Source organism: Spirillospora sp. NPDC127506 (assembly GCF_040302145.1).
Taxonomy (GTDB): Bacteria; Actinomycetota; Actinomycetes; order Streptosporangiales; family Streptosporangiaceae; genus Spirillospora.
On record NZ_JBEORG010000005.1, the window covers coordinates 150027 to 173385 of the forward strand.

A 23359-nucleotide genomic window follows, 5' to 3' on the forward strand; every position below is an offset into this window, starting at 1 on the left:
GAGCGAGAGGCGGAGGATCAGGGGCTGTGGGAACTCCCTGGACCGTAACCTCTGAACGCGTCCCTGTGAAGATCTATCTCTTGCCGGGGTCGGGTGAGCGGGTTCTGCGGACGCGCCGGCCGCGCGGTCAGTACCTGCGCCGGTACCTGCCGTCGGAGTCGTCGTAGCGCCCGGTGCCGCGGTCGCCCAGGTAGAAGAGCCCGAGCAGGAACCCGACACCGGCCACGACGATGACGATCATCGCCATCCCGAACAGGACCGAGGATCCCGGCATCGCGACCACCTCTTCCGCTTCGTTGCGCTCCGCTCCCAGTGTTCGCCGCGGCCCGGCGCCTCCGGCAGGGACCTTCGGCCCCTTGCGCGGGGACGAATGCCGGATGGGACGCCGCCACGCCCCGGGGTTGGCTCGGAGTGAGACCTCATAGGGCGGTGCACATGGAACGGATGAACGCGCTCGACGCCGGGATGTTCTTCGCCGAGAACCGCACGAGCCCGTTGCAGATCGGAACGGTGACCGTCTTCGACGGCCCGGCGCCCGAATACCCGGAGTTCGTCCGGTACGTGTTCGCCCGGCTCCGCCTCGCGCCGCGCTGCCTGCAGCGCGTCCGGACCGTCCCGTTCAACCTCGCCCACCCGGTGTGGGTGGACGACCAGCGCTTCTCGATCGGGGACCACGTCCTGCGCACCACCGCGCCCGAGCCCGGCGGCCCGGAGGAGCTGCACGAGCTGGCCGGCCGCCTGCTGGCCCCGCCGCTCGACCTCACCCGGTCGCCGTGGCAGGTGTGGCTGGTCGACGGGCTGGCGGACGGCCGCTGGGCGCTGATCTGCAAGGTGCACCACTGCATGGTGGACGGGCTGGCCGGCATCGACCTGCTGGCGGTGCTCCTGGACACCGCCCCGGACTGGACGCCCGCGGAGCCGCGGGTGTGGACGCCCGAGCCGGAACCGTCCGCCGCGGCCGTCCTGCGCGACGGCGTCGCGGCCGGGTTGACGGGCTTCAGGCAGCAGGCCGGGCGGCTGTTCCTGCCCGCCCTGCGCGACGCGTTCGCCGTCGCGAGCGCCGTGCCCGGCTACGCGACGCGGCTCATGGGGTCCGGAACGCCGGCGCTCAACGGGCCGACCGGCCCGAGCCGCCGCTGGACCCGGACCTGCGCCGCGATGGACGAGGTCGACCGGATCCGGCGCACGTTCGGCGGATCGGTCAACGACGTCGCCCTGGCGGCGGCCGCCCGCGGTTTCCGCGACCTGCTGGAGGCGCGGGGCCTGCTCGCCGAGGAGTCGATCGTCCGCGCGATGGTGCCGGTGTCGGTCCGGTCGGCGGACGAGCGCGGCGTCCCCTCGAACCGGGTGTCGGCGGTGCCGGTGGACCTGCCGTGCGGGGAGGCCGACCCGCTGCGGCGCCTGCACCTCGTCAGGGAGCAGATGGACGGGCTGAAGAGCCGCGGCCAGGCCGCCGGCCTCGACGCCTTCGTCAAGCTCTTCGGCGGCGCCCCGGCGCTGCTGGCCGCGGCCGCCCGCGCGGCGCTGCGGCTGCGCCAGCCGGTGATCCACACGATCGTCACCAACGTCCCCGGCCCGGCCTTCCCGCTGTACGCGATGGGCCGGCGGATGCTGGAGATCGACCCCTACATCCCGATCGCCGCCGGCCTCCGGGTCGCCGTCGGCGTCGTCTCCTACGACGGCGCCCTGTCGTTCGGGCTCACCGCGGACCGCGACGCCGTGCCCGACCTGGAGACCCTGTGCGCGGGCATCCGCGAGGGCATCGACGAGCTGCTCAAGGAGGCGGCGCAGGCCGCCCCGGCCACCTGACCCCGGCTACCTGACCCCCGGCCGGCGGACCCTGCGCACGCGAACCCCTGCGCCCGCGAACCCCTTCGCCCGCGAGTCGCGCGGCGGCCGCGGCGCTCAGCGGAGCCGCCGCAGGTAGGGGTCCCACGTGCGGCGGGGGACGAGGCGGACGCGGGCGTCGACGGCCACGACCCCGTCCGGCCGGACGATCGTGGGGTTGAGGTCCAGTTCGCTGATCTCCGGATGGTCGGCCGCCAGCCGCGACAACCGCAGCAGCACGTCCCGCAGCCGCTCGGTGTCGCCGGCCGGGCGGGCCGAGTGGCCGAGCAGCAGGGCCGACAGCCGGGGGGCGCGGATCAGCTCGGCGGCGTCGCGGGGGGTGAGCGGCGCCAGCCGCGCGGCGCGGTCGGCCAGCGCGTCGGCGTCGACGCCCCCGGCCCCGAAGACCACCACCGCCCCGAACACCTCCTCCTGGACGGCGCCGCACAGCACTTCGACGCCCGGGTCGGCCATGGCCTGGACGAGCATGCCCTCCATGTCGTCGCCGAACCGCTCCGACAGCCGGCGGTACGCGGCGCGGACGGCGTCCTCCCCGTCCAGGCCGAGTTCCAGCGCGCCCGCCGCCGTCTTGTGCACGACCGCCGGGACGTGCGCCTTCAGCGCCACCGCCCCGCCCAGGTCGCGTGCCGCCGCGGCGGCCTCGTCCTCGGTCCGGGCCCAGCGCCAGGGGGCCACCGGCAGCCCGTAGGACTCCAGCAGGCGGTACGTCTCGGCGGGCGGCAGCCAGCCGCCGTCCGGCTCGCCGGCCAGGAAACCGCCGATGACGGCGGCGGCGTCGTCCGGGAGCAGGCCGGGCAGTGCCGCCGGCGGCTCCTGCGGGACCTCCCGCCCGTGCGCGTACCTCCAGGCGCGGGCGAGGGCGCGGGCCGCGTTCTCCGGATAGGCGTAGCACGGGACCGCGTCATCGTTGATCATGACCGTCTCGGCCTGCCCGAGCACCACCGCCGCCATCGGCTTGCGGCAGTTGCGCAGCGCGCCGCGCAGGTCGCCGAGGGCGGTCGGCGCGACCAGCGCCAGGACGGCGTCCACCGCGCCGTCCGCGGCGGCCAGTTCGATGGCCTCGCGGAACGCGCCGGCGGAGACCGCGGCGGTGGTGTCGACGGGGTTGCCGACCGCCGCGCAGGACGGCAGGACGCGGGCGAGGACGCGCCGGGTGGCGCCGTCCAGGACGGGGACGGCCAGCCCGGCGTCGGCGCACGCGTCGGCGGCCAGCACCCCGGCGCCGCCCGCGTTGGACACCACCGCCACCCGCGGCCCGGCCGGCAGCGGCTGCGTCGCGAGCAGCGCGGCGGCGTCGACCAGCTCGCCGAGGTCGTCGACGGCGACGATGCCGGCCTGCTCGAACAGGGCCCGGCGGGTCAGCTCGGGGGTCGCGGCGGCGGCGGTGTGCGAGGCCGCCGCCCGCGTGCCGGGCGCCGACCGCCCGGCCAGGACGGTGAGCAGCGGCATCTTCGCGGCGACCCGGCGCGCCGTCCGGGCGAACTTGCGGGGGTTGCCGAACGACTCCACGTGCAGGACGCCGAGCCGGGTCGTGTCGTCCGACTCCCACCACATGAGCAGGTCGTTGACGCTGACGTCGTACTTGTCGCCGACCGAGGCGAACGTCGAGACGCCGACGCCGAGCCGGGACAGCTCCTCGATCAGGGCGATCCCGACGCCGCCCGACTGGACCGCCACGCCCGCGCCGCCGAACGCGGGCGGGCGGGCGGCGAACGTCGCGTCCAGCCGGTGCCCGGTGTTGGCGATGCCCAGGCAGTTCGGGCCGACCAGCCGCATGCCGTGCTCCCGGCAGGCGGCCAGCAGGCCGCGCCCCTGGTCGGCCGACAGCCCCGCGCTGACCACCACCAGCGCGGAGATCCCGAACCGCCCGCACGCCGCGGCCACGCCCGGCACCGACGGAGCGGGCACGGTGACCACCGCGAGGTCGGCCGCCTCGGGCAGGTCGGCGAGCGTCGCCACGCACGGCACGCCGTGCAGGTCGCCGCCCGCGCAGTGCGGGTTCACCGCGTACACGGCGCCCTTGAAGCCGCCCGCGACGATGTTGCGCAGCAGTTCGGCGCCGACCGTCCCGCGTTCGCGGGACGCCCCGATGACCACGACGCTCCGGGGCCGCAGCAGCGGTTCCAGGCTCGCCACGTCCGCCCGCCGCTCCCGCTCCGCCACCGCGTCCAGGTACCCGTCGTCGCAGACCAGCGGGATCGTCAGCTCCACCACGCCGCGCGAGGTCCGCTGCCGGGCCGGCAGCCCGGCGTCGGCGAACACGCGCAGCATCGCGCTGTTCTCCGGCAGCGTGTCCGCCCGGAAGGCCACCACCCCGTTCGCGCGGGCCAGCGACCCGAGGTGCTCCAGCAGCAGGGTCCCGACGCCGCGGTGGTGCATCCGGTCGGCGACCGCCATCGCGATCTCGGCCTCCCCCGGCACCCCGGTCGGCTCGTACTCCGCGACGCCGACCAGGTCGCCGTGCAGCCAGGCGCCGAGCGCCGCGTGGTCGTCGCCGTCCGCCCGGCAGACCCGTGCGGCAACCTCGCCCGCCATGGCCCGGTTGAGCCCGAAGAACCGCAGGTAGAGGCTCTCCTCGCACAGCCCCTCGTGGAGCTTGCGGACCGCGTCCAGGTCCGCCGGCCCGATCCGCCTGATCTCGATCTGCGTGCCGTCGGTCAGCAGCGCGAACGCCCGCCCGCCGGAAAGCCCCTCTGTCATGGCTCAAGCGTCTGACGGGACGGGCCGCAAATCAGCGCCCCAAGGTCACCGCCGATCGGGACCATGGTCCCTTGCCGCGGGCGACGGCGCCGCGGCGATGGGGTGCGGCGGGCTCATGCCGCGGCGTCACTTCTGCAAGGTCGCCGCGTGGTCCGGGACGTAGTTCTGCACGTCTCGCGGGGGCCGCTCGTATCCCTTGGAAGGCGGGCGCTGCGGCAGCCGGAGCGGCGGGCGCTCCACTTCGCGGTAGGGGATGGTCGACAGCAGGTGGGAGATCATGTTGATGCGGGCACTGCGCTTGTCGTCGCTTTCGACCACGTACCACGGGGCCTCGGGGATGTCGGTGTGGACGAACATCTCGTCCTTGGCGCGCGAATAGTCCTCCCAGCGGGAGATCGACTCCAAGTCCATGGCGGACAGTTTCCACCGCCGCATCGGGTCGTCCAGCCGGCTGCGGAAGCGGCGCTCCTGCTCGGCGTCGCTGACGGAGAACCAGTACTTGCGGAGCAGGACGCCGTCCTCGACCAGCAGCCGCTCGAAGATCGGGCACTGGTGCAGGAAGCGCCGGTACTCCTGCCCCGTGCAGAACCCCATGACCCGCTCGACTCCCGCGCGGTTGTACCAGGACCGGTCGAACAGGACGATCTCGCCGGCGGCGGGCAGGTGCTCGACGTACCGCTGGAAGTACCACTGGGTCCGCTCCCGGTCGCTCGGCGCCGGCAGCGCCGCGATCCGCGCGACGCGGGGGTTGAGGTACTCGGTGACGCGCTTGATGGTGCTGCCCTTGCCGGCGGCGTCCCGCCCTTCGAACACCACGGCGACGCGCGCGCCCTCCGCGCGCACCCACTCCTGCAGCACCATCAGCTGCTCCTGCAGCCGCCTCAGTTCGCGCTCGTAGATCCGCCGGGGCAAACGCCGAGGACCGCCCATACCGCCTCCAAGCATCGGACACGCCCCCAGTCTGGCCGATGCCGCGGCGCGCTAGTCGCCGGGCTTCTGCGGCGGGTGGACGACCGCCACCGGGCAGGGCGCGTGCTGGACCAGGGCGTGGCTGACCGATCCGAGCAGCAGGCCGCGGAAGCCGCCCAGCCCCCGGGAGCCGACGACGAGCAGGCGCGCGTCCCGCGCGGCGTCCAGCAGGACTTCGCGGGGCGGGCCGATCACGATCTCGCCCCGTGCCTCCACCTCGGGGTGGAGCTCCCGCAGGGGCATCATCAGCTGGTCCAGCCGGGCCAGGGCCGCCTTGCGCATGCCGGCCTCATCGGCCAGCGGAGGGAGCTCCTCCTCCGGCACCGACTCCCAGGCCACCACCGCGTGCACGGACCAGCCGTGCAGCCCGGCCTCGGCGAACGCCGTCTCCAGGGTGGCCCGCGACGCCGCCGAACCGTCCACGCCGACCACGACGCGTCCCGGTTCCGCCCCCGGCCGCTGGTCCTGGTCGCCCCGGGCGATCACCACGGGGCACGAGGCGTGCGCGACCACCTGGGCGCCGACCGATCCGAGCACGAGGCCGGCGAACCCGCCGAGGCCCCGCGGTCCCAGCACGATCAGGGCGGCGCTCTCCCCCGCCTCGATCAGCTTGGCGGCCGGCTGCCCTCGTTCGAGGACGCCTTGCACCGGCACGTCGGGCGCGTTCTTGCGGACGTGCTCGACGCCGACGTCCAAGGTCTGCCGCGCCAGGGACCCCAGGTCCACCATCGGCATGGCCGTCGAGCCGCCGATGTAGGGCTGCCACACGTGGATCACGGTCAGCGGCAGGCCGCGGGCCCGCGCCTCGCCGGCGGCCCAGTCCAGGGCCCGCATGCCGTTCTGCGAACCGTCGTAGCCTGCGACGACGCCGGTGATCGCTCCTGTGCTCATGTCTACCCCCCGGCCTATGCGTACCCCTGGGGCCCGTCCATCACCAGCCTCGCTCCGGCGACTCGCCATCGAGAGGGGCATCGGTCCGGAGCGGCCGGGACCTTCGTCCCCCGGCGGAGGGCCGCATCCCGGATGCCCGGCATCGCCGGAATGCATGCGCGAACGCGGGCCGAATGGCTGCGCCGGTGATGACCAACGTCCCTGTTCCCGGCGCCCGCCGCGAAGAACGCTGGAGGCGTTGGTCCTTTCGCGGTAGGAGGTCGAGATTGCCCGGCACAGTCGCCAACCAGATCGATGTGAAGGTCACCACCGTCCGCAACGTTCCGCAGGCCGACGTGCGGCGCGCCCGCGAAGCCGTCAGCCGGGTGCTGGCGCACGCGCCGCGTCCGGTGCACTACGCCGCGGCCACGCTGAACGTCCTGCCGGACCCCGCCGCGCCGCGACCGAACCTGGTCTCCCTCCGGATCGACCTCGACGGGATCCCGGTGAGCGCGTACGCGTCGGCGGCCGCGATGTCCGACGCCGTCGCGCTGGCCGCCGCGCGCCTGCGCGCCCGGACGGAGCACCTGGCCAAGTACTGGGAGACCCGCCGGGCCACCGCGGCGGCCGCCCCGGCTCCGCGGCGGGCCCCGCACTGACGCCGCAACCGTCCACCCCGCGTCCGCCATCGGGCGGCGCGCCGACACGAAGGAGCTCCGCCATGGCGAGGCAGATCGGCCCCGGTTCCTCCATCCCGGCGCTGGAGCAGCGTGTCGCGGTCCTGGAAGGCCAGGTCGCAGCCCTGACGGAGGCCGCCCGCCTGCTGGCGTCCGCTCTGGAGGGCACTCCCCTCGACTCCCCCGACGACGACCGGACGCCGGCGGCGCGGCGCGCACACGAGCTGCTCCTGCTGCCGCCGCTGACGCCGGGCCACCACCCGCATTGACGGGTCCCCACCCCGAGGAGACGCACATGTCCGCCGAACGAGCGACGGTCCTCGCCGGAATCGACGGCTCGGCCGCTTCCGACCACGCCATCACCTGGGCCGCCGACGAGGCCGCGCGGTTCGGGAAGGACCTGAACCTCGTCCATGTCGTGGAGACCGCCACCCTGGACCTGCCGGGTCGGACGACCGACGGGATCTCCGAAGAGCTCGTCCGCGAGGGGGACCGGATCCTGCGGGAGGGGCGCGACCGCGCGCTGCGGCGGCGGCCGGAGCTCACCGTCGAGACCATGCTCGTGCACGACCGCAACGTGCCGGCCGGGCTCCGGCAGTACTCCGGCGACGCCGTCGAGATCGTGGTCGGGCACCGCGGGCGGGGCGGTTTCGCCGGGCTGCTGCTCGGCTCCACCGCCCTGCGCCTGACCGGGCACTACCCCGGCCCGGTGATCGTCGTCCGCGATCAGGCGGAGGACGGGGCCGGCGAGGTCGTGGTCGGGCTGGACCTCGACGAGGAGCCCGGCGCCGCCCTCGGCTACGCGTTCGCCGCGGCGGCCGCGCGCGGCACGCGCCTGCGGGCGCTGCACGCCTGGCGTCCCGCACCGCTCGCCCTCGAATCGGGCGCGGACCTGCGGATCGCCGCCGACGCCCTGCGCGAGCGGCTGGCCGCCGCGCTGGCGCCCTGGCGCGGCCGGCACCCGGGCGTCGAGGTCGCCGAGGACGTCGTCATCGGCCACCCGGTCGAGGCGCTCGGCCGGGCTTCGGCCGGCGCGGGCCTGGTCGTCGTCGGCTCCCGGGGGCGGTCGTTCCCGCTCGGCTCGGTGAGCCACGGCGCGGTCCACCACGCCCGCTGCCCCGTCGCGGTCGTCCGCCCCTACGAGTGACCGCGGGTGCCCCTGTGAAAGACCTCCTGCAGATCACCGACCTGACCTCGGACGACCTGGCCCTGCTGCTGGAGCTGGCCACCGGCTTCCAGGACGACCCCGGATCGGCGGGCCACCTGCTCGCCCACCGCATGGTGCCGATGTACTTCGCCACGCCCTCCACCCGGACCCGGCTGTCGACCGCGGCGGCGGTGACCAGGCTCGGCGGGACCCCCGTCACCGTCGGGCCGGACGAGCTGCACGTGCGGCACGGCGAGCCGATCGCCGACACCGCGCGGGTGATGGGCTCCTACTCCGCCGCGATCGTGATCCGCACGCCCGCCGACGCCGACGTCCGGGAGGCGGCGTCGGCGGCGCCGGTCCCGGTCGTGAACGCGCTGACCGACGGGCACCATCCGCTGCAGGCCGTCGCCGACCTGCTCACCGTCCAGGAGCACTTCGGGGACCTGCGCGGGCGCCGCGTCGCCTACGTGGGCGGCGGCGGCAGCGTCGCGCGCAGCCTGATGGAGGCGGCGGCGCTCACCGGCATGCACATCGCCGCCGCGACCCCGCTCGGCTACGAGCCCCCGGACGAGGCCATCGCCTTCGCCGCCACCGAGGCCGACCGGAACGGCGGCTGCTTCGTCCTCACCACCGACCCCGTCGAGGCGGTCAGGGGCGCCGACGTCGTCTACACCGGCGGCCGGCCGCCGGCGGGCGGCCCGAAGGACGACCGGGCCCGGCGGCGGAAGGCGCTCATCCCCTACCGGGTCGACGAGCACCTCATGGCGCTCGCCGGCGGCGACGCCGTCTTCATGCACTGCCTGCCCGCCCGCCGCGGCGAAGAGGTCGCGCCGGGCGTCATCGACGGCGGCCGCTCCCTGGCCTTCCGGCAGGCCGCCAACCGGCTGCCGGCCGTCCAGGCCGTCCTGTACGCGCTGCTCACCGGCCGTCTGAAGGGGCACCGATGAAGATCGCCGCGAACCCGCGGACGGACCCGTAGCCATGGAACCCGAGCAGAGCCGCCCGCAGGTCCTGGACGAGGACGAGTGCCGCGCCCTCCTCGCGGGCGCGGCGGTCGGGCGGATCGTCTTCACCCACCGGGCGCTCCCGGCGGTGCAGCCGGTCAACTTCGTCCTCAGCGGCGGCGACATCGTGATCAAGGTGTCGCGGGCGTCCCGGCTGGCGACGGCCGCCGCGGGCACCGTCGTGGCGTTCGAGATCGACGACTACGACGCCGGGGCCGGGACCGGCTGGTCCGTGGTCGCCGTCGGCCGCGCCAGGCGCGTCACCGACCCGCGCGAGATCACCGTGCTGGACGCCCTGCCGCTGCGCACATGGGCGCCGGTGGAGCGGGACACCTACATCCGCGTCCGCCCGGAGGTCGTCACGGGCCGCCGGATCGCGTTCACCGGGTCCGGTCCGGGACGACGGCCACCGTGCACGGAGCGTGCTTGAGCAGCGCGTCGCTCGTCGCCCCGAGGGTCAGCGACTCCACGACCCCCGTGCCGCGCGCGCCCACCACCGCCAGCGTCGCCTCCTCGGCCGCCTCGAACAGCGCCTCGCGCGGCGACTTGAGCACCAGCGAGGTCGTGGCCTGCACCTGCGGGTACTTCACCCGCCAGGGCGCCACGGCGCGCTCCAGCACGGCGCCGCACACGCGGCGCAGCTCGTCCTCGTCGCCGAACAGCGACAGGTCCCCGCCGGGGGCCGCGCCCGGCTCCCAGCAGCCGTACACCGCGCGCAGCCGCCAGCCGCGCAGCGCCGCCTCCTCGAACCCGAACGACAGCGCCGCGTCCGCGCCGGCGGAGCCGTCCACGCCGACGACGACCAGGCCGTCGCGCGGGGCGGGCGACCGGACGACCACCACGGGACGGTCGGCATGGGCCGGCACCCGCAGCGCCGTCGACCCGGCGGGCAGCTCCTCCGGCGCGTGCGAGCCGACCACGATCACCTCGGCGTCCACGGCCTCGCTCAGCAGCGCCGGGGCCGCGCTGCCGTCCTTCAGCCGCTTGCGCACCGTCAGGCCGGGCGCCAGATCCCGCGCCAGCGCGGCGCCCTGATCGAGGATGTGCTCGCCCATCCGGCGGACGATGGCCACGCCCTCGTGGTCGATGTAGCTGATGGGGTACGGCCAGCGCCATGCGTGGCACACGGTCAGCGGCACCCGCCGCAGCCGCGCCTCCATGACCGCCCACCGCAGAGCCCGCTCGCTCTCGCTGCTCCCGTCGTAGCCCGCGATCACATGGCTCATGACGCCTCCTCATGTCGTCCGGCTCCATCCCATCTCCGGACACCTGCCCGGCACAGGGCCGAAGGACCCCCTTTCCCGGGACCTCCCGCCGCCGGACGCGGACGGAGCCTGGCGCGCCGGGCCGGGCGCGGACGGGCCGAAGGTCCCGCGCCCGCGGGGACGGTCGCCTCTGATCACCGGCCCGGCCGGGGGCGATGGTGGAGGTGACTCAGGGAGGTCGCCGATGTGGGTCATGCCCGAGCACCGCTCAGTCGTCGTCGGCGTGGACGGTTCCCCCAACTCCATGGCCGCGCTGCGCCGGGCCGCCCGCGAGGCGCTCGAACGCCGCGCGCGGCTCGACGTCGTCCGCGTCCTCGAGGCGGACGGCGGAGCGGCGCCCCGGCCCCTGCGCACCGCGCGCGAGTGGCTGCGGCTGCGCCGCCTGGTCGCCGGCGCCGTCCCGCGGGCCCAGCACCTGAACACCCGGCTCCGGGTCGTCCGCGGCGCGCCCGGCCGGGCGCTCGCCGAGGCGGCGGAGCACGCGGAACTGCTGGTCGTCGGCGCCCGGCTGCACTCCGAGCACGGCAACCCCCTCGGCGGGGACACGGTCCCGGTCGTGCGCGAGCTCGCACGCTGCCCGATCGTGATCTGCGCCGACCACAGAACCGCGTCCGAGGCTCCGTGAGCCCCGGGAGAAAGCCCCAGGAGGAGAACATGAAACGCCGGACGGTCCAGGACGTCATGACCGAACGGGTCGTCACCGTGAACGAGGACGCCCCGTTCGCCGAGATCGCCGAGACGATGGCCGAGCACCGCATCAGCGGGGTGCCCGTCCTGGACGCCGCGGGCCGCGTCACCGGCATGGTCACCGAGGCCGACCTGCTCCGCAAGCAGGAGTACAAGGACGGCGGCGCCCGCAGGCCGGTGCTGGACAGGATCCGGCGCCGCGGCGAAGCGGAGGCCAAGGCCGCCGCCGTCGACGCGCGCGGGCTGATGAGCGCGCCGGTCGTCTCCGTCGCCCCGAACACCTCGATCGCCCAGGCCGCGCGGCTGCTGAACGGCCACGGGTTCAAGGCCCTGCCCGTCGTGGACGACGACGGGCGGCTCGCCGGCATCGTGGCGCGGCGCGACCTGCTGCGCGTCTTCCAGCGCTCCGACGCCGAGATCCGCGACGAGATCATCGACGACGTCCTGATCACCAAGCTCTGGCAGGACCCCGCCGACGTCGACGTCCGCGTCGAGGAGGGGGTCGTCCACCTCACCGGGCGGGTGGAGCAGAAGAGCCTCATCCCCATCATCGTCCGGCTGACCGCCGCCACCGAAGGCGTCGTGGATGTCGTCCACGCTCTCGGGTACGACCACGACGACACACGTCCTGCCCCGTATCCGAGAGCGTGAGGCCCGTGGACAACGCCGCCGTCAGCGAGACCCACATCGGTGTCGTCTTCTTCGCCGGAGACCGCGCCTACAAGATCAAGAAGCCGGTGAGCCTGGGCTTCCTCGACTTCAGCACCCGGGAGCTGCGCGAGCGCGCCTGCCACGAGGAGGTCCGGCTCAACCGGCGGTTCGCCCCCGACGTCTACCTCGGGGTCGCCGATGTGCACGGTCCCGGCGGCGGCGTCTGCGACCACCTGGTCGTCATGCGCCGGATGCCCGCCGACCGCCGCCTGGCCGCCCTGGTCGGGGCCGGCGCCCCCGTCCGGGACGCGCTGCGCGACACCGCGCGCATCCTGGCGGCCTGGCACGCCCAGGCCCCGCGCGGCCCGGAGATCAGCGCCCACGGCACCCGGGACGCCGTCCAGGCCCGCTGGCACGACAGCTTCGACCAGGTGCGCCCGTTCCACGGCGAGGTGATCGACGCCGCGGCGGCGGCCGAGACCGAGGAGCTCACCGACGAGTTCCTCGACGGCCGCGAGGCCCTGTTCGACGCGCGCATCGCCGACGGACGCGTCCTCGACGGTCACGGCGACCTGCTGGCCGGCGACATCTTCTGCCTGGACGACGGCCCCCGCATCCTGGACTGCCTGGAGTTCGACCGGGCGCTGCGCAGCCTGGACGGGCTCGACGACGCCTCGTTCCTGGCCATGGACCTGGAACGCCTCGGCGCACCCGAGCTGGCCGACTACTTCCTCCGCACCTACACCGACTTCGCCGCGGACCCCGCGCCGTCCTCGCTGCGCCACCACTACATCGCCTACCGGGCCTTCGTGCGCGCCAAGGTCGCCTGCCTGCGCCACGCCCAGGACGGCCCCGACGCCGCCGCCGAGGCCCGCGCCTACGCCGGCGTCGCCCTGCGCCACCTGCGCGCCGGACGGGTCGGGCTGATCCTGGTGGGCGGCCTGCCCGGCACCGGCAAGTCCACGCTGGCCGGCGCCCTGGCCGACCGGCTCGGCTGCGCGGTCCTCAGCAGCGACCGCGTCCGCAAGGAGCTCGCCGGGCTCGCTCCCCTCGACTCCGCCGCCGCACCCTACGGCACCGGCCTCTACACCGAGGAATGGAGCCGCCGCACCTACCGGGAGCTCGCCGACCGCGCCGCGAGGCTGCTCCGGCTCGGCGAGACGGTCGTCCTGGACGCGTCCTGGACGTCGAAGGAGCAGCGGGACCTCGCCGCCCTGGTGGCCGAGCACGAGCACGCGCCGCTGACGTCCCTGCGCTGCGAGGCCCCGCAGGCCCTCGCCGCGGAGCGGATCCGCGACCGCGCGCCGGGCGCCTCCGACGCGGACGCCGCCGTCGCCGCCGCGATGCGCGCGCACGCGGCGCCGTGGCCCGAGTCGCATCCGATCGACACGAGCGGGGAGCTGGACGACGCCGTCGAGCAGGCGCTCGGCGTCGTCCGGCCGCACGGCCCCGAGCTCGGGTAGCACCGCGCGCGACCAGCCGGTCACATCTCCTCGAACACCTCTTCGACGGGGCGGCGGACCGTTTCCAGTTCCTCCCCCTCGGGGACGCCCAGGCGCAGGAGCATCTGCGGGTAGGCGCCGTTGCAGAAGCGGGCCTTGATGAAGGCGCGCAGCTCGGGGACCTCAAGGGCCTGGGTGTGGAAGGCCGCGGCAAGGTCGCGTTCCGCGGCCAGCAGCAGGACGCGCTGCATCGCCTGCCCCGCCCGCAGCCAGTCGGCGGGCTCGTCGCCGCCGGAGACCAGCAGCAGCGTCAACCCGGCCAGCGCCGTCCCGCCGTCCGGCGCGCCGTGCGCGGGGGGCGCGCCCCATCCGTGGCCGCGTGCGAAGTCGCGGGCCGGGAAGTGCGGCGTGGTCTGCGGGACCTGCCGCGGGTAGGCGCTCTCCTGGACCCCGTCCGCCCGGGATGTGCGGGGCGACGGCGCCCAGCGGGCGATCTCCGCCCTGTGCGCGGGCGTGCGCTGCTGGAGGTGCTCGGCCGCCTCGGTCAGGGCCGCCAGCGCCCCCTTGACGTGGGCGTCCACGGCCTCGACCAGCCGGGCCCCCTCGCGCTCGGCGTCGTGCCGCATGGCCGACAGGACCCCGGCGGGCACCGGGTCCGGGCGGAAGCCGCCCCGGTGGGTGCGGCGGCGCCGGATCTGCGCGTGCTCCCGCAGCGTCCGCTGGTCGGGGTCCTCCCCCGGCTCCAGGTCGATGTCGGCCAGCAGGTACGGGCGATCGGGGTCGGGCAGCAGGCGCACCCGCGGCGCGTATCCCGCCGCGCGCAGCGAGCAGCGCAGGTTGTAGAGCGCGGCGCCGCAGCTGATCAGCATCTCGCGGCCGTCCGGATCCGCCACGTCCAGGCGGCGGTCGATGTCGGCGCTCAGGCTGATCCGGGTCCCGTGCAGGACGAACCGCCACGGCTGGGTGTTGTGCACCGAGGGGGCCCACAGCGCGTCCTCGACGGCCCCGCGGGCGTCGGCCGCCACCTGTTCGGACGGACCCGCCGCATTGTCGTGTCGCATGGTCGCTCCCTCCCGGGTCTCCTGTCACCAGTCATCCCCCGAAAACCGGACGACCTGCAGGGGCGAAGGTCTGCGGCGGCCGGGACCTCCGTGCCGCCCGCTCCGGACCCGCTCGCGGGCAGGGCGCTCAGGGGCGTCCGGGGACGATGGCCACCGGGCAGTGCGCGCGCAGCAGCATCGCGTGGCCGACCGACCCCAGCAGCAGCCCGGCGAACCCGCCGCGCCCGCGCGAGCCCACGACCAGCAGGCCGGCATGCACGGACGCCTCGGCCAGGACGCGGGCGGCCCTGCCGCGGACGGCCTCGGCCACGACCTCGACGTCGGGGTACTTCGCCCGCCATCCGGCGAGCGACTCGGCGAGCAGGCGCCGCTCGCCGGCGGCGAGGATCTCGCGGTCGTAGACCAGCGGGACCATGTCGCCGGGCCCGGCCGAGACGGGGTGCAGCCAGGCCAGCAGGGCGCGCAGCCGGACCCCGCGCACGGACGCCTCCTCGAAGGCGAACCCGACGGCGCCGGCTCCGGCCGGCGACCCGTCGACGCCGACCACGACCTCGCCGTGCCCGGACGGCTCGGCGGCGCGGACGACGACCACGGGGCACGGCGCGTACGTGGCGACCTGCATCGCCACCGACCCCAGGACGAGCCCGGCGAGGCCCCCCGCGCCGCGCGAGCCGGCCACCAGCATGAGCGCGTCCCGGGCCCGCTCGACGAGCACCTCGGCGGCCTGCCCGCCGGTCTGCTCCCCCGTGACCTCCAGGCCGGGCGCCCGTTCGCGGGCGCGCGCCACGGCGGCGTCGACGATGCCCTGGCCGTCGCGCAGCATCCGCTCCCTGACCTGCGCGGCGCCCGGGTCGTCCGGGGCGTCGAACAGCCACGGCGCCACGGCGTACACGACGTGCAGCGACGCCCCTCTCCGGGCGGCCTCGTCGGCGGCCCAGCCGATCGCGAGCAGGCTCGGCTCCGACCCGTCCGCCCCGACGACGATCCTGTTCACGGCGCTCCTGTTCACACCGGCACCCTCCGCAGCTCCCGGGCGATGCCGGCGGCCCACTCCGCCACCTGCCCGCGGTCGCGGTGGTCGCCGCTCATCCGCTTGGCGATCCTGGACGCCAGGAAGCCCCCGGCGTCCGGGGCGAGGCGCCCGCCGAAGGTGGCGTGTCCGCGGGCGTGCAGCCGCGCGGCGGCCTTGGCGACGCCCGGGACGGGTTCGATGGCGCGTTCGCGGGCGGTGTCGTCCAGCGGGCCGCTGCTGAACAGCCATACCGGCCGGTGCGCCAGCCCGGCGGCGTGGCGCCGGACGAAGCGGCGCGCCTCCCGGTGCCAGCGCCCCCCGTACAGGGCGCCGCCGACGACGACGGCGTCGTACCCGTCCAGCCCGGGGACGTCCCCGGCCGGACGCACCTCGGCCTCCACGCCCTCGCGGCGCAGCGCGGCGCCGACCCAGTCGGCGATCTCGGCGGTCCCCCCGCGTTCGGAGGCGTACGCCACCAGTACTCGGATCATGACGGCTCCTCGATCTTGGGGTCGCGCTCGTGGACGACCGCGACCGGACACGGCGCCTCGTGCAGGACGGCACGGGTGACCGCGCCGAGCAGGGTTCTGGGGGACGATCCGATGCCGCGGTCGCCGACCACGAGCAGCATCGCCTCCTCGGCCTCGGCGGCCAGGACGCGGTGGGCGCGTTCGACGACGAACCTGCGCTCCGCGGCGACACCGGGATGGGCGGCGAGGCACGGCTCCACCGCGGCGGCGAACCACGCCTCGGCCTGCTTCCGGACGGCGCCGGGGTCGGTGAAGGGCAGCCGGTCGGGGCCGGGCAGCGCGGCGGGGTCCCACCACGCGCACACGAGCGTCACCGCGGCGTCCCGGCTCCGGGCCTCCCGCAGGGCGAAACGCAGCGCGGCCTCGCTCGCCGGCGAACCGTCGACGCCCACCACGATCCGCTTCGCGGTCCGCCGCGGTTCGCGGGCGGGCACCACGACCACCGGGCGATCGGCGTGCGCGGGAACGTGCACGGCGGTGGAGCCGATCGGCAGCTTGTCGAAGCCGCCTGCGCCGCGGGCGCCGATCACGATCAGCGCCGCGTCCGCCGAGGCGTCCAGCAGCGCCCCGGGCGGCGTGCCCCTCATCAGCAGCGGCCGGACGTCCAGGCCCGGCGCGGACTTCCGGGCGAGCCGGGCGCCGTCGTCGAGGGCCATGGCGCCCATGCGCCGGACGATCTCCAGCGCGTCGGCGTCCCGCGGAGTCAGCGGGTAGGGCCACGTCCAGGCGTGGCAGACCACCAGGGGAACCTGCCGCAGGGACGCCTCGGCGGCCGCCCAGCGCACTGCCCGTTCAGCGGCCGGCGAGGCATCGAACCCCACCAGAACAGCAGATCCGTCCATTGGAGGTCACCTCCTGGTTTCGAGCCTCACCTATCGGAGGGACCGCATGCAGGGGCATGGGTCCACCCGCGCACAGGACCTTCGGCCCTGGGTGCGCGCGGCGGGCGATCGCAAGCTGGAGATGAGAAGGAGGTGCGGTCATGGACATCGGATACGCCCTCGTGGCCGCCGCGCCCGGCGATGGCTGGGGGCACATGGGAAACGGCGGCTGGTCCGGCTGGATGTGGCTGTGGGGGGCGGCGATGGTGCTGTTCTGGGTCATCGTGATCGGTGCGGCGGCATGGCTGGTCGCCCGTGCCGCGACGCCGCACCGCACGCGCCCGCCGGCCCCCGGCGCAGCGCGGCCGGACCGCGCCCGCGAGATCCTCGCCGAGCGCTACGCGCGCGGTGAGATCAGCACCGAGGAGTACGACGAGCGGCTGGCCAAGCTGCGCGAACACGACGTCCGCGTCTGACCCGCACCGCCGCCGCGGCGACCCGGCGTGCGGGCCCGATGAAGGCGAGACCACCGGGAGGAACGAGCATGACAGCGCACCCGCCGCTGGAAGGGCGCCCCGCCGCCGGCCTGATGACCCGGGACCTGCTCACCATCGCCGCGAGCGAGTCGGTGCTGATGGCCTGGGAGCTGATGTGCAAGGCCGAGGTGCATCATCTGCCCGTCACCGACGACGAGGGCGGCTTCCTGGGCGTCGTCGACGCGCAGACCCTGACCTCGACATGGAGCGCGGCCGGCCCGCAGCACGCCCGCCGGCCCGTGACGAGCCTCCTGCCGCCCCGGCCGCCCGCCGCGGTGCGGCCGTCGGCCACCGTCCGCGAGGCGGCGCGCGCCATGCTCGATTCGAACACCGACTACGTGCCGGTGACCGACGACCGCGGCGTCCTGGTGGGCCTGATCACCGCACGGGACCTGATCGGCGTGCTCGCCGGGCTGGAGCGCGAGGCCGCCCCGCCCAGCGGCGGCATGCCGTCCCTTTACCGGATCGAGCCTGTACTGCCCCGCACCCCGCAGGCCCACCCGGGGCACAGCGCCTTGCCGCCCGACTGAGGGAAAACCGGGATGTCTTTGGCCTCGGCAACGTGTGATCCATGGCCGTGGGGGCAGTGCGTTCCAGAGGAAACGTGAAGGGTGGCACTCCGCCGCTGGGGGAACGGAGCCATCCGCATCGGCCACGTCCCCTACGGAGGGTGCCGCTCAGATCCGGTTAAGGGAGGCATCATGAGCGCACTGGAGCGGCGCGAGCCGCGCAGCATCTTCCCCGATCTGTTCGACTGGTTCGAGTCGCCGTTCTCCATGTTCCGCACCGGGAACGGCCAGACGATGCGGGTCGAGAACTACATCGAGAACGGCGACCACGTGATCCGCGCCGAGCTGCCCGGCATCGATCCCGACAAGGACGTCGAGATCACCGTGACCGGCGGCGTCCTGCGGATCCACGCCGAGCGCCACGAGGAGAAGAAGGAGGCCCACCGGTCGGAGTTCCACTACGGCTCCTTCACCCGCTCCTTCACTCTCCCGGCCGACGTTGACGTCGACGACATCAAGGCGAGCTACGACAAGGGCATCCTCACCGTCCGCGTGCCGATGCCCGAGGCCGCCAAGGCCGAATCCAAGCGGATCGCCATCGAGAAGTAGCGACATATTGTGAACGCGCCGGAAGAGGCCCGGTGGACCGGGCCTCTTCCGCATACCGCCATCCCTCGGTCTCGTTCTCTATCTCTCTCGTTCTCTATCTCTCGGTCTCGTTCTCGGACGCGGCGGGGACGACCGCGACCGGGCAGTGCGCGTGGTGGATCAGCGCGTGGGTCACCGCGTGGCTGCGCGGGACCGGCAGCCCCGTGCGCGGGCGCGTGCCCGCGATCACCAGGTCGGCGTCGCGGGACGCGGTGACGAGGGCGGCGGCGGGGTTGTCCTGGACGATGTCCTCGACCACGTCCACGCCCGGGTAGCGCTTGCGCATCGGGGCGTGCGCCTCGATGACGCGCCACCGCGCCCGCTCCTCGATCCGCTTCAGGTCGGCTCCCGCTCCGGGCTCCTCCAGCGCCTCGGGGAACCGCCAGGCGTGCACGACCCGCAGCCTGGCGTTGCGCGCCGCGGCGGCCCCGAACGCGTACTCCAGGGCCGCGGAATCGTCTCCGAGGCCGATGCCCACGGCGATCTCCGACCGGTCGGCCTTCGGCTCGCCGCGGACCAGCACCACCGGGGACGCGGCGCTGCGGACGACCCCGAGCCCGACCGACCCGAGCAGGAGCCCGGCGAAGCCGCCCAGGCCGCGGTGCCCCACCACCAGCTCGAACGACTCCCTGGACTGCTCGGCCAGCACCTGGACGGTGCGTCCGGAGGCCAGTTCGACGCTCACCGGAACCTCGGGCCGGCGGGCGTGCGCGACGCGCTCGGCGCCCGCGAGCACCTCGCCGCCCCTGCGGGACAGCGATCCCGCCTCGCCGGGCGCGAGGGTCAACGGGATGTCGAACGGCCATTTCTCTATGGCGTGCACGATCTTCAGACCGCGCTTGTAGCGGGCGGCCTCATCGGCCGCCCAGGCCACGGCGTGCTCGGACGGCGCCGAGCCGTCGGCGCCGACGACGATCGGGTCGGACATGGCCAGCTCCTCTTCTCGCTCTTCCTGGGGCGTCCCCCGGCTCACCGGTCCGGGACGACGACCACGGGGCAGTGCGCGTGGTGCAGCACCGTGTGGTTGACCCGGCCCAGCGCCATCCCGGCCAGGGGCGCGCGCCGGCGGCGAGCGCCGACCACGACCAGTGCCGCGTTCCCCGACGCCTCCACCAGCGCCTGGGCGGGAGTCCGGTCGGACACCAGCCGCTCAACCGTCACGTCCGGGTACCGTTCCCCGTAACCGGCCAGGGACTCCGACAGCTCAAGCTGCTCGATCACCCGGCGGCGCGGGGAGAACTCCCCGCCCACCGCGTGCAGGGCGAGGATCTTGGCGCCGCGGGACGCGGCCTCCCCGAACGCCCATTCGATGAAGGAGCGCTCGTCGTCCAGCCCCTCGATCCCGATCACGATCTGCCGCGGCGCGTCGGTGGGGTACGGCGCCGACCGCGACACCACCAGCACCGGGCAGCGGGCGTGCGCGGCGGTGTACAGGCCGACGGAGCCGAACAGCAGGCCCTCGAAGCCGCCCTGCCCGCGCGACCCGACCGTCACCAGGTCCGCGTGCTCGCTCTCCCCCACCAGCGCCCGGCCCGGATCGGCCGGCACGAGGCGCGTCTCGACGTCCAGCCCCGGATGGAGCTTCAGCGCGTACTGGCGGGCCTCGGCGAGCAGGTCCTCCCGCTCCCCGGTGAGGCGGCGCAGCGCGTCCGGCGGGATCGACCCGTCGTCCAGGAGGGCGCGGGAGCCGTGCACGAGGAGCAGCGGCAGCCGATGGCGCACGGCGCGGTCCGCCGCCCAGTCCAGCGCCCGCCACGCGTGCGCGGAGCCGTCAATTCCCACGACGATCGGAGTCCGCATCGTCCATCCCTCCCGGGGAGCCGTTCGGTTCACCTTCGACGCTAGGCCGCGCCTTTCCGGCATTCAGCGGCCAAAGGTCCCGCCGGCCGTGGGACGACGGTCACCGGCCCGGGCACGGCCGGAGGCCGCGGCCCCGCTCCGGGCCGCGGCCTCGCGTTCGCGGGGTCAGCGGGTCAGGACCACCTTGAGCGCGCCGGACTGCGCGGCGTCGCCGAAGACCTCGTAGGCCTTGATGAACTCCTCCATCGGGAAGTGGTGGGTGGCGAACCGCCCCGCGTCCAGCTGCCCGCCGGCGACCAGCCGCAGCAGGGTCGGCGTGGAGTAGGTGTCCACCAGCCCCGTGGTGATCGTGATGCCGCGGATCCACTGCTCTTCCAGGTGCAGCGTGGCGGGGCCGCCGTGCACGCCGATGTTGGCGATGCGCCCGCCCGGCCGGGCCAGGGCCACCGCCGCCTCGAACGTCGCGGGCACGCCGACCGCCTCGATGGCCACGTCCGCGCCCAGCCCGCCGGTGAGCTCCCGCACCGCCGCCAGCGGGTCCTGGCGGGAGTTGTTGACGGTGGTGTCGGCGCCGAAGCGCTCGGCCGCCTCCAGGCGGCTGTCGGCCAGGTCGATCGCGATGATCCGGCTGGGGCTGAACAGCCGCGCCCCCATGATCGCCGCCAGCCCGATCGGCCCGGCGCCCACGACCGCGACCGTGTCGCCGGGGCGGACCGCGCCGTTCAGCACGCCGACCTCGTAGCCGGTCGGCAGGATGTCGGCCAGCATCAGCACGTCCTGCGCGGGCACCCCGTCCGGCAGCGGGTGCACCGAGGTGTCGGCGAACGGCACCCGCACGTACTCGGCCTGCGTCCCGTCGATCTTGTGGCCGAGGATCCAGCCGCCGCCGCCCGCGCACAGCCCGTAGCGGCCCTCGCGGCAGAACCGGCACGTCCCGCACGCGGTGATGCACGACACCAGCACCTGGTCGCCGGGCTTGACCGTCCGCACGCCCGCACCGACCGCCTCGACCGTCCCGACCGCCTCGTGCCCGAGGATCCGCCCGTCGGTCACCGCCGGGACGTCGCCCTTGAGAATGTGCAGGTCCGTCCCGCAGATGGTCACCGCGTCCACGCGCACGATCGCGTCGCCGTCCTCGACGATCCGCGGCTTGGGCACCTCCTCCCACGCCTTGCTTCCAGGCCCGTGGTACACCAGCGCTCGCATAGCGCACCTCCTCCATCGATTCGGCTCCGGTCTTCAGCATTGGTCTGCGCGGAGCGGCGAGGGCAGTGCCCAACGTCCCGGCGTCAGGGGTGCCAACGTCCCTCAGCCCGTCCCGGCGCTATGCCCGGCTCGACACCGCCCATTCCGGCGCTGTCGCCCTGCTCGCCGGCGGATCGGCGGGCGTTCAGCACTGATCGGCGGCAACGTCGCGGCGGAGCTGAAGAGGCTCCGCGGCGGTCGCCACAAGATCCCGTAAACGGCGGGACATCCTGCGTGCGCAACGGTATGAACGAATCGGCCAGAGCTTTGTCATCGGACGAATGAGCGATGCGGGGACGCTGAGCGAGACAACCGCACCGCGACTGAGAAACCGTCCCGAATCTGGTCCGAACACGTCCCCGAACCCCGCGGCCGACTCGTAAGGAGATCCCCATGAGCGACACCGACCAGCGCAGCCGCCGATCTGGGCGCGGAACGATCCAGCGGATGGACAACGTAGCCATCGTCGTCGACGACCTCGCAGCCGCTGTGGCCTTCTTCGCCGAACTCGGAATGGATCTGGAAGGCGAGGCGACACTCGAGGGCGCCGTGCTGGACCGCCTCCTCGGGCTTGAGGGAGTCCGAACGGACATCGCGATGATGCGCACTCCGGACGGCCACGGACGGGTCGAGCTGACCAAGTACCGCACACCGCCGAGCCTGGACGGTGACGCGCACGCTCCGCCGCACACGCTGGGCGCGCATCGCATCATGTTCGCCGTCGACGACATGGACGACGTCCTCGAACGCCTGCGGCCGCACGGAGCCGAACTCCTCGGCGAACTCGTCCAGTACGAGGACAGCTACCGGCTCTGCTACCTCCGCGGCCCGGCAGGCATCATCGTCGCGCTGGCCGAGCAGACCAACTGACAGAGTCGCCCCCGCATCAGGGCGCGCCCTGAAAGTCAGGTCACCCCCTGGGGGTGTGAGGGTGTGCCCGCCAGGCGGCGCTGCCGTTCGACGGTGGCCAGGTAGAAGGCCCAGGCGAATGCGAAGCTGGTGAAGAGGCTGGAGACGAAGAACAGCCATGGGCGGCCGATGCCGCGGCGGCGGCCGTCGATGATCGTCATGAGCGGCAGCAGGATCACGTTGCCGATCGTGTAGTCCTGGCCGGCGGAGTTCGCGGCGGGGTCGGTGAACATCAGGTCGATGTACTGCGCCCAGCTGCCGTCGCCCCAGATCGGGTTGACGTTGCCGAGGAGCGACAGCACCTCGTCAGCGCCACGCCGCCCCGCAGTTTTGTCATTATTGTCGAAACAGATAGGTTCAGGCGCATGGCCAAGCCGGCGCAGACGGCGCGCAGCGAACGCACCCGCGAGGCGCTGCGGCGCGCCGCTCTGGTCCGGTTCCTCGCCCAGGGAGTGGAGAACACCTCGGCCGAGCAGATCGCCGCCGACGCCGGGGTGTCGCTGCGGACCTTCTACCGCCACTTCGCCTCGAAGCACGACTTGCTGTTCGCCGACTACGACGCCGGCCTGCACTGGTTCCGCAGCGCGCTGGCGGCCCGTCCGGACGACGAGCCCATCATCGGGTCGGTGCGGGCGGCCATCTTCGCCTTCCCCTACGACGTGGAGGCCGTCACGCAGATCGCCGCCCTGCGGGCCGAGGCGCTCGACCCCTCCCAGATCGTCCAGCACATCCGCCAGGTCGAGTCGGACTTCGCCGAGGCGGTGGCCGAACGGCTCGCCCGCCTCACGGCCCCGGACGGCGGTGCGCCGATCGGCGAGCGGCTCGCCGTCACCGTGACCGCGCGGTGCGTCGCCGCCGCCGTCTTCGGTGCGATGGAGGTCTGGATGCTGGGCGAGGAGCGGTCCTTGGCCGAGCTGGCGCAGCTGTGCCACTCCGCGCTCTCCTCGATCGAGGCCGGGATGGTCGATGGCATGTTTCGTCACTATTGACGAAACCTGGAGGGCGTGTCAGCCTCCCGGAGAGGC

General features: G+C 74.6%; 27 protein-coding genes. 14 read left to right on the forward strand and 13 right to left on the reverse strand.

Annotation, left to right across the window (positions count from 1 at the left end; translation table 11 throughout):
* Positions 1-127 precede the first annotated feature (127 nt).
* Positions 128-274, reverse strand: a complete 147-nt coding sequence (locus ABTW95_RS07895; RefSeq protein ID WP_396451180.1) for a hypothetical protein — start codon at positions 272-274, stop codon at positions 128-130.
* Between the two features lie 161 nt (positions 275-435).
* Here ABTW95_RS07895 and ABTW95_RS07900 point away from each other — a divergent pair, with 161 nt between their 5' ends.
* Positions 436-1809, forward strand: a complete 1374-nt coding sequence (locus ABTW95_RS07900; RefSeq protein ID WP_500225584.1) for a wax ester/triacylglycerol synthase family O-acyltransferase — start codon at positions 436-438, stop codon at positions 1807-1809.
* A gap of 96 nt (positions 1810-1905) precedes the next feature.
* On the opposite strand, the gene ABTW95_RS07905 is transcribed toward ABTW95_RS07900, so the two are convergent.
* The 3 genes from ABTW95_RS07905 to ABTW95_RS07915 form a co-directional block, all read right to left on the reverse strand.
* Positions 1906-4548: a bifunctional acetate--CoA ligase family protein/GNAT family N-acetyltransferase gene (locus tag ABTW95_RS07905; protein ID WP_500225585.1), complete on the reverse strand. Its 2643-nt coding sequence runs from the start codon at positions 4546-4548 to the stop codon at positions 1906-1908.
* A 126-nt stretch (positions 4549-4674) separates the two neighbouring features.
* On the reverse strand, positions 4675-5478 hold the full coding sequence (gene ppk2, locus ABTW95_RS07910) for a polyphosphate kinase 2 (protein WP_396451185.1): 804 nt from the start codon (positions 5476-5478) through the stop codon (positions 4675-4677).
* A gap of 51 nt (positions 5479-5529) precedes the next feature.
* A complete protein-coding gene (locus ABTW95_RS07915; protein WP_500225588.1) occupies positions 5530-6408 on the reverse strand; it encodes a universal stress protein in 879 nt (292 codons plus the stop codon).
* 266 nt (positions 6409-6674) lie between these two features.
* On the opposite strand from ABTW95_RS07915, the gene ABTW95_RS07920 reads away from it, so the two are divergent.
* The 5 genes from ABTW95_RS07920 (at position 6675) to ABTW95_RS07940 (ending at position 9648) form a co-directional block, all read left to right on the forward strand.
* Positions 6675-7046, forward strand: a complete 372-nt coding sequence (locus ABTW95_RS07920) for a hypothetical protein (protein ID WP_500225590.1) — start codon at positions 6675-6677, stop codon at positions 7044-7046.
* Positions 7047-7108: 62 nt separating this feature from the next.
* Positions 7109-7333, forward strand: coding sequence for a hypothetical protein (locus ABTW95_RS07925; protein ID WP_396451191.1), 225 nt, complete (start codon positions 7109-7111; stop codon positions 7331-7333).
* Between the two features lie 26 nt (positions 7334-7359).
* Positions 7360-8211 carry a universal stress protein gene (locus tag ABTW95_RS07930; protein ID WP_396451193.1) on the forward strand — a complete coding sequence of 284 codons (852 nt, stop codon included), beginning with the start codon at positions 7360-7362 and terminating at the stop codon, positions 8209-8211.
* Between the two features lie 14 nt (positions 8212-8225).
* The gene (argF, locus tag ABTW95_RS07935) at positions 8226-9161 is read left to right on the forward strand and encodes an ornithine carbamoyltransferase (RefSeq protein WP_396451195.1); all 936 of its coding nucleotides are present in this window, start codon (positions 8226-8228) and stop codon (positions 9159-9161) included.
* 34 nt (positions 9162-9195) lie between these two features.
* Positions 9196-9648 carry a pyridoxamine 5'-phosphate oxidase family protein gene (locus ABTW95_RS07940; protein ID WP_396451197.1) on the forward strand — a complete coding sequence of 151 codons (453 nt, stop codon included), beginning with the start codon at positions 9196-9198 and terminating at the stop codon, positions 9646-9648.
* On the opposite strand, the gene ABTW95_RS07945 is transcribed toward ABTW95_RS07940, so the two are convergent.
* Entirely contained in the window at positions 9599-10444 is an 846-nt protein-coding gene (locus tag ABTW95_RS07945; protein ID WP_396451199.1) for a universal stress protein, read from the reverse strand. The genes ABTW95_RS07940 and ABTW95_RS07945 overlap by 50 nt on opposite strands.
* 223 nt (positions 10445-10667) lie before the next feature.
* On the opposite strand from ABTW95_RS07945, the gene ABTW95_RS07950 reads away from it, so the two are divergent.
* From ABTW95_RS07950 to ABTW95_RS07960, 3 genes are read left to right on the forward strand one after another with little or no spacing between them, the layout of a single operon-like run.
* Complete coding sequence (locus tag ABTW95_RS07950; protein WP_396451201.1) at positions 10668-11108, forward strand: universal stress protein; 441 nt, start codon at positions 10668-10670, stop codon at positions 11106-11108.
* 29 nt (positions 11109-11137) lie between these two features.
* Complete coding sequence (locus tag ABTW95_RS07955; RefSeq protein WP_396451203.1) at positions 11138-11821, forward strand: CBS domain-containing protein; 684 nt, start codon at positions 11138-11140, stop codon at positions 11819-11821.
* Positions 11822-11826: 5 nt separating this feature from the next.
* Entirely contained in the window at positions 11827-13284 is a 1458-nt protein-coding gene (locus ABTW95_RS07960) for a bifunctional aminoglycoside phosphotransferase/ATP-binding protein (protein ID WP_396451205.1), read from the forward strand.
* A gap of 20 nt (positions 13285-13304) precedes the next feature.
* Here the strand turns inward: ABTW95_RS07960 and ABTW95_RS07965 are convergent, their stop codons facing one another.
* From ABTW95_RS07965 to ABTW95_RS07980, 4 genes are all read right to left on the reverse strand, one after another.
* Positions 13305-14324 (reverse strand): Acg family FMN-binding oxidoreductase, encoded by a 1020-nt coding sequence (locus ABTW95_RS07965; RefSeq protein ID WP_396451207.1) that lies wholly within the window; start codon positions 14322-14324, stop codon positions 13305-13307.
* Positions 14325-14451: 127 nt separating this feature from the next.
* Positions 14452-15318 (reverse strand): universal stress protein, encoded by an 867-nt coding sequence (locus ABTW95_RS07970; RefSeq protein ID WP_396451209.1) that lies wholly within the window; start codon positions 15316-15318, stop codon positions 14452-14454.
* A gap of 11 nt (positions 15319-15329) precedes the next feature.
* Entirely contained in the window at positions 15330-15827 is a 498-nt protein-coding gene (locus ABTW95_RS07975; RefSeq protein WP_396451211.1) for a flavodoxin domain-containing protein, read from the reverse strand.
* Entirely contained in the window at positions 15824-16708 is an 885-nt protein-coding gene (locus ABTW95_RS07980; protein WP_396451213.1) for a universal stress protein, read from the reverse strand. The genes ABTW95_RS07975 and ABTW95_RS07980 overlap by 4 nt, the downstream gene beginning before the upstream one ends.
* 140 nt (positions 16709-16848) lie before the next feature.
* Here ABTW95_RS07980 and ABTW95_RS07985 point away from each other — a divergent pair, with 140 nt between their 5' ends.
* The 3 genes from ABTW95_RS07985 to ABTW95_RS07995 all read left to right on the forward strand — a co-directional run bounded on the left by ABTW95_RS07985 (position 16849) and on the right by ABTW95_RS07995 (position 18341).
* Entirely contained in the window at positions 16849-17163 is a 315-nt protein-coding gene (locus tag ABTW95_RS07985; protein ID WP_396451215.1) for an SHOCT domain-containing protein, read from the forward strand.
* A gap of 68 nt (positions 17164-17231) precedes the next feature.
* Positions 17232-17753: a CBS domain-containing protein gene (locus ABTW95_RS07990; protein WP_396451217.1), complete on the forward strand. Its 522-nt coding sequence runs from the start codon at positions 17232-17234 to the stop codon at positions 17751-17753.
* A gap of 171 nt (positions 17754-17924) precedes the next feature.
* Entirely contained in the window at positions 17925-18341 is a 417-nt protein-coding gene (locus ABTW95_RS07995) for an Hsp20/alpha crystallin family protein (protein ID WP_500225596.1), read from the forward strand.
* Positions 18342-18435: 94 nt separating this feature from the next.
* On the opposite strand, the gene ABTW95_RS08000 is transcribed toward ABTW95_RS07995, so the two are convergent.
* From ABTW95_RS08000 to ABTW95_RS08010, 3 genes are all read right to left on the reverse strand, one after another.
* Complete coding sequence (locus ABTW95_RS08000; RefSeq protein ID WP_396453188.1) at positions 18436-19308, reverse strand: universal stress protein; 873 nt, start codon at positions 19306-19308, stop codon at positions 18436-18438.
* 41 nt (positions 19309-19349) lie between these two features.
* Positions 19350-20180: a universal stress protein gene (locus tag ABTW95_RS08005; protein WP_396453190.1), complete on the reverse strand. Its 831-nt coding sequence runs from the start codon at positions 20178-20180 to the stop codon at positions 19350-19352.
* 165 nt (positions 20181-20345) lie between these two features.
* Entirely contained in the window at positions 20346-21386 is a 1041-nt protein-coding gene (locus tag ABTW95_RS08010; protein WP_396453192.1) for a zinc-dependent alcohol dehydrogenase family protein, read from the reverse strand.
* A gap of 486 nt (positions 21387-21872) precedes the next feature.
* On the opposite strand from ABTW95_RS08010, the gene ABTW95_RS08015 reads away from it, so the two are divergent.
* On the forward strand, positions 21873-22295 hold the full coding sequence (locus ABTW95_RS08015; RefSeq protein ID WP_500225677.1) for a VOC family protein: 423 nt from the start codon (positions 21873-21875) through the stop codon (positions 22293-22295).
* 35 nt (positions 22296-22330) lie between these two features.
* Here ABTW95_RS08015 and ABTW95_RS08020 read toward each other — a convergent pair whose 3' ends face one another.
* Entirely contained in the window at positions 22331-22636 is a 306-nt protein-coding gene (locus ABTW95_RS08020) for a DUF2834 domain-containing protein (protein ID WP_396453185.1), read from the reverse strand.
* 63 nt (positions 22637-22699) lie between these two features.
* On the opposite strand from ABTW95_RS08020, the gene ABTW95_RS08025 reads away from it, so the two are divergent.
* Complete coding sequence (locus ABTW95_RS08025; RefSeq protein WP_500225598.1) at positions 22700-23323, forward strand: TetR/AcrR family transcriptional regulator; 624 nt, start codon at positions 22700-22702, stop codon at positions 23321-23323.
* Positions 23324-23359: the final 36 nt, after the last annotated feature.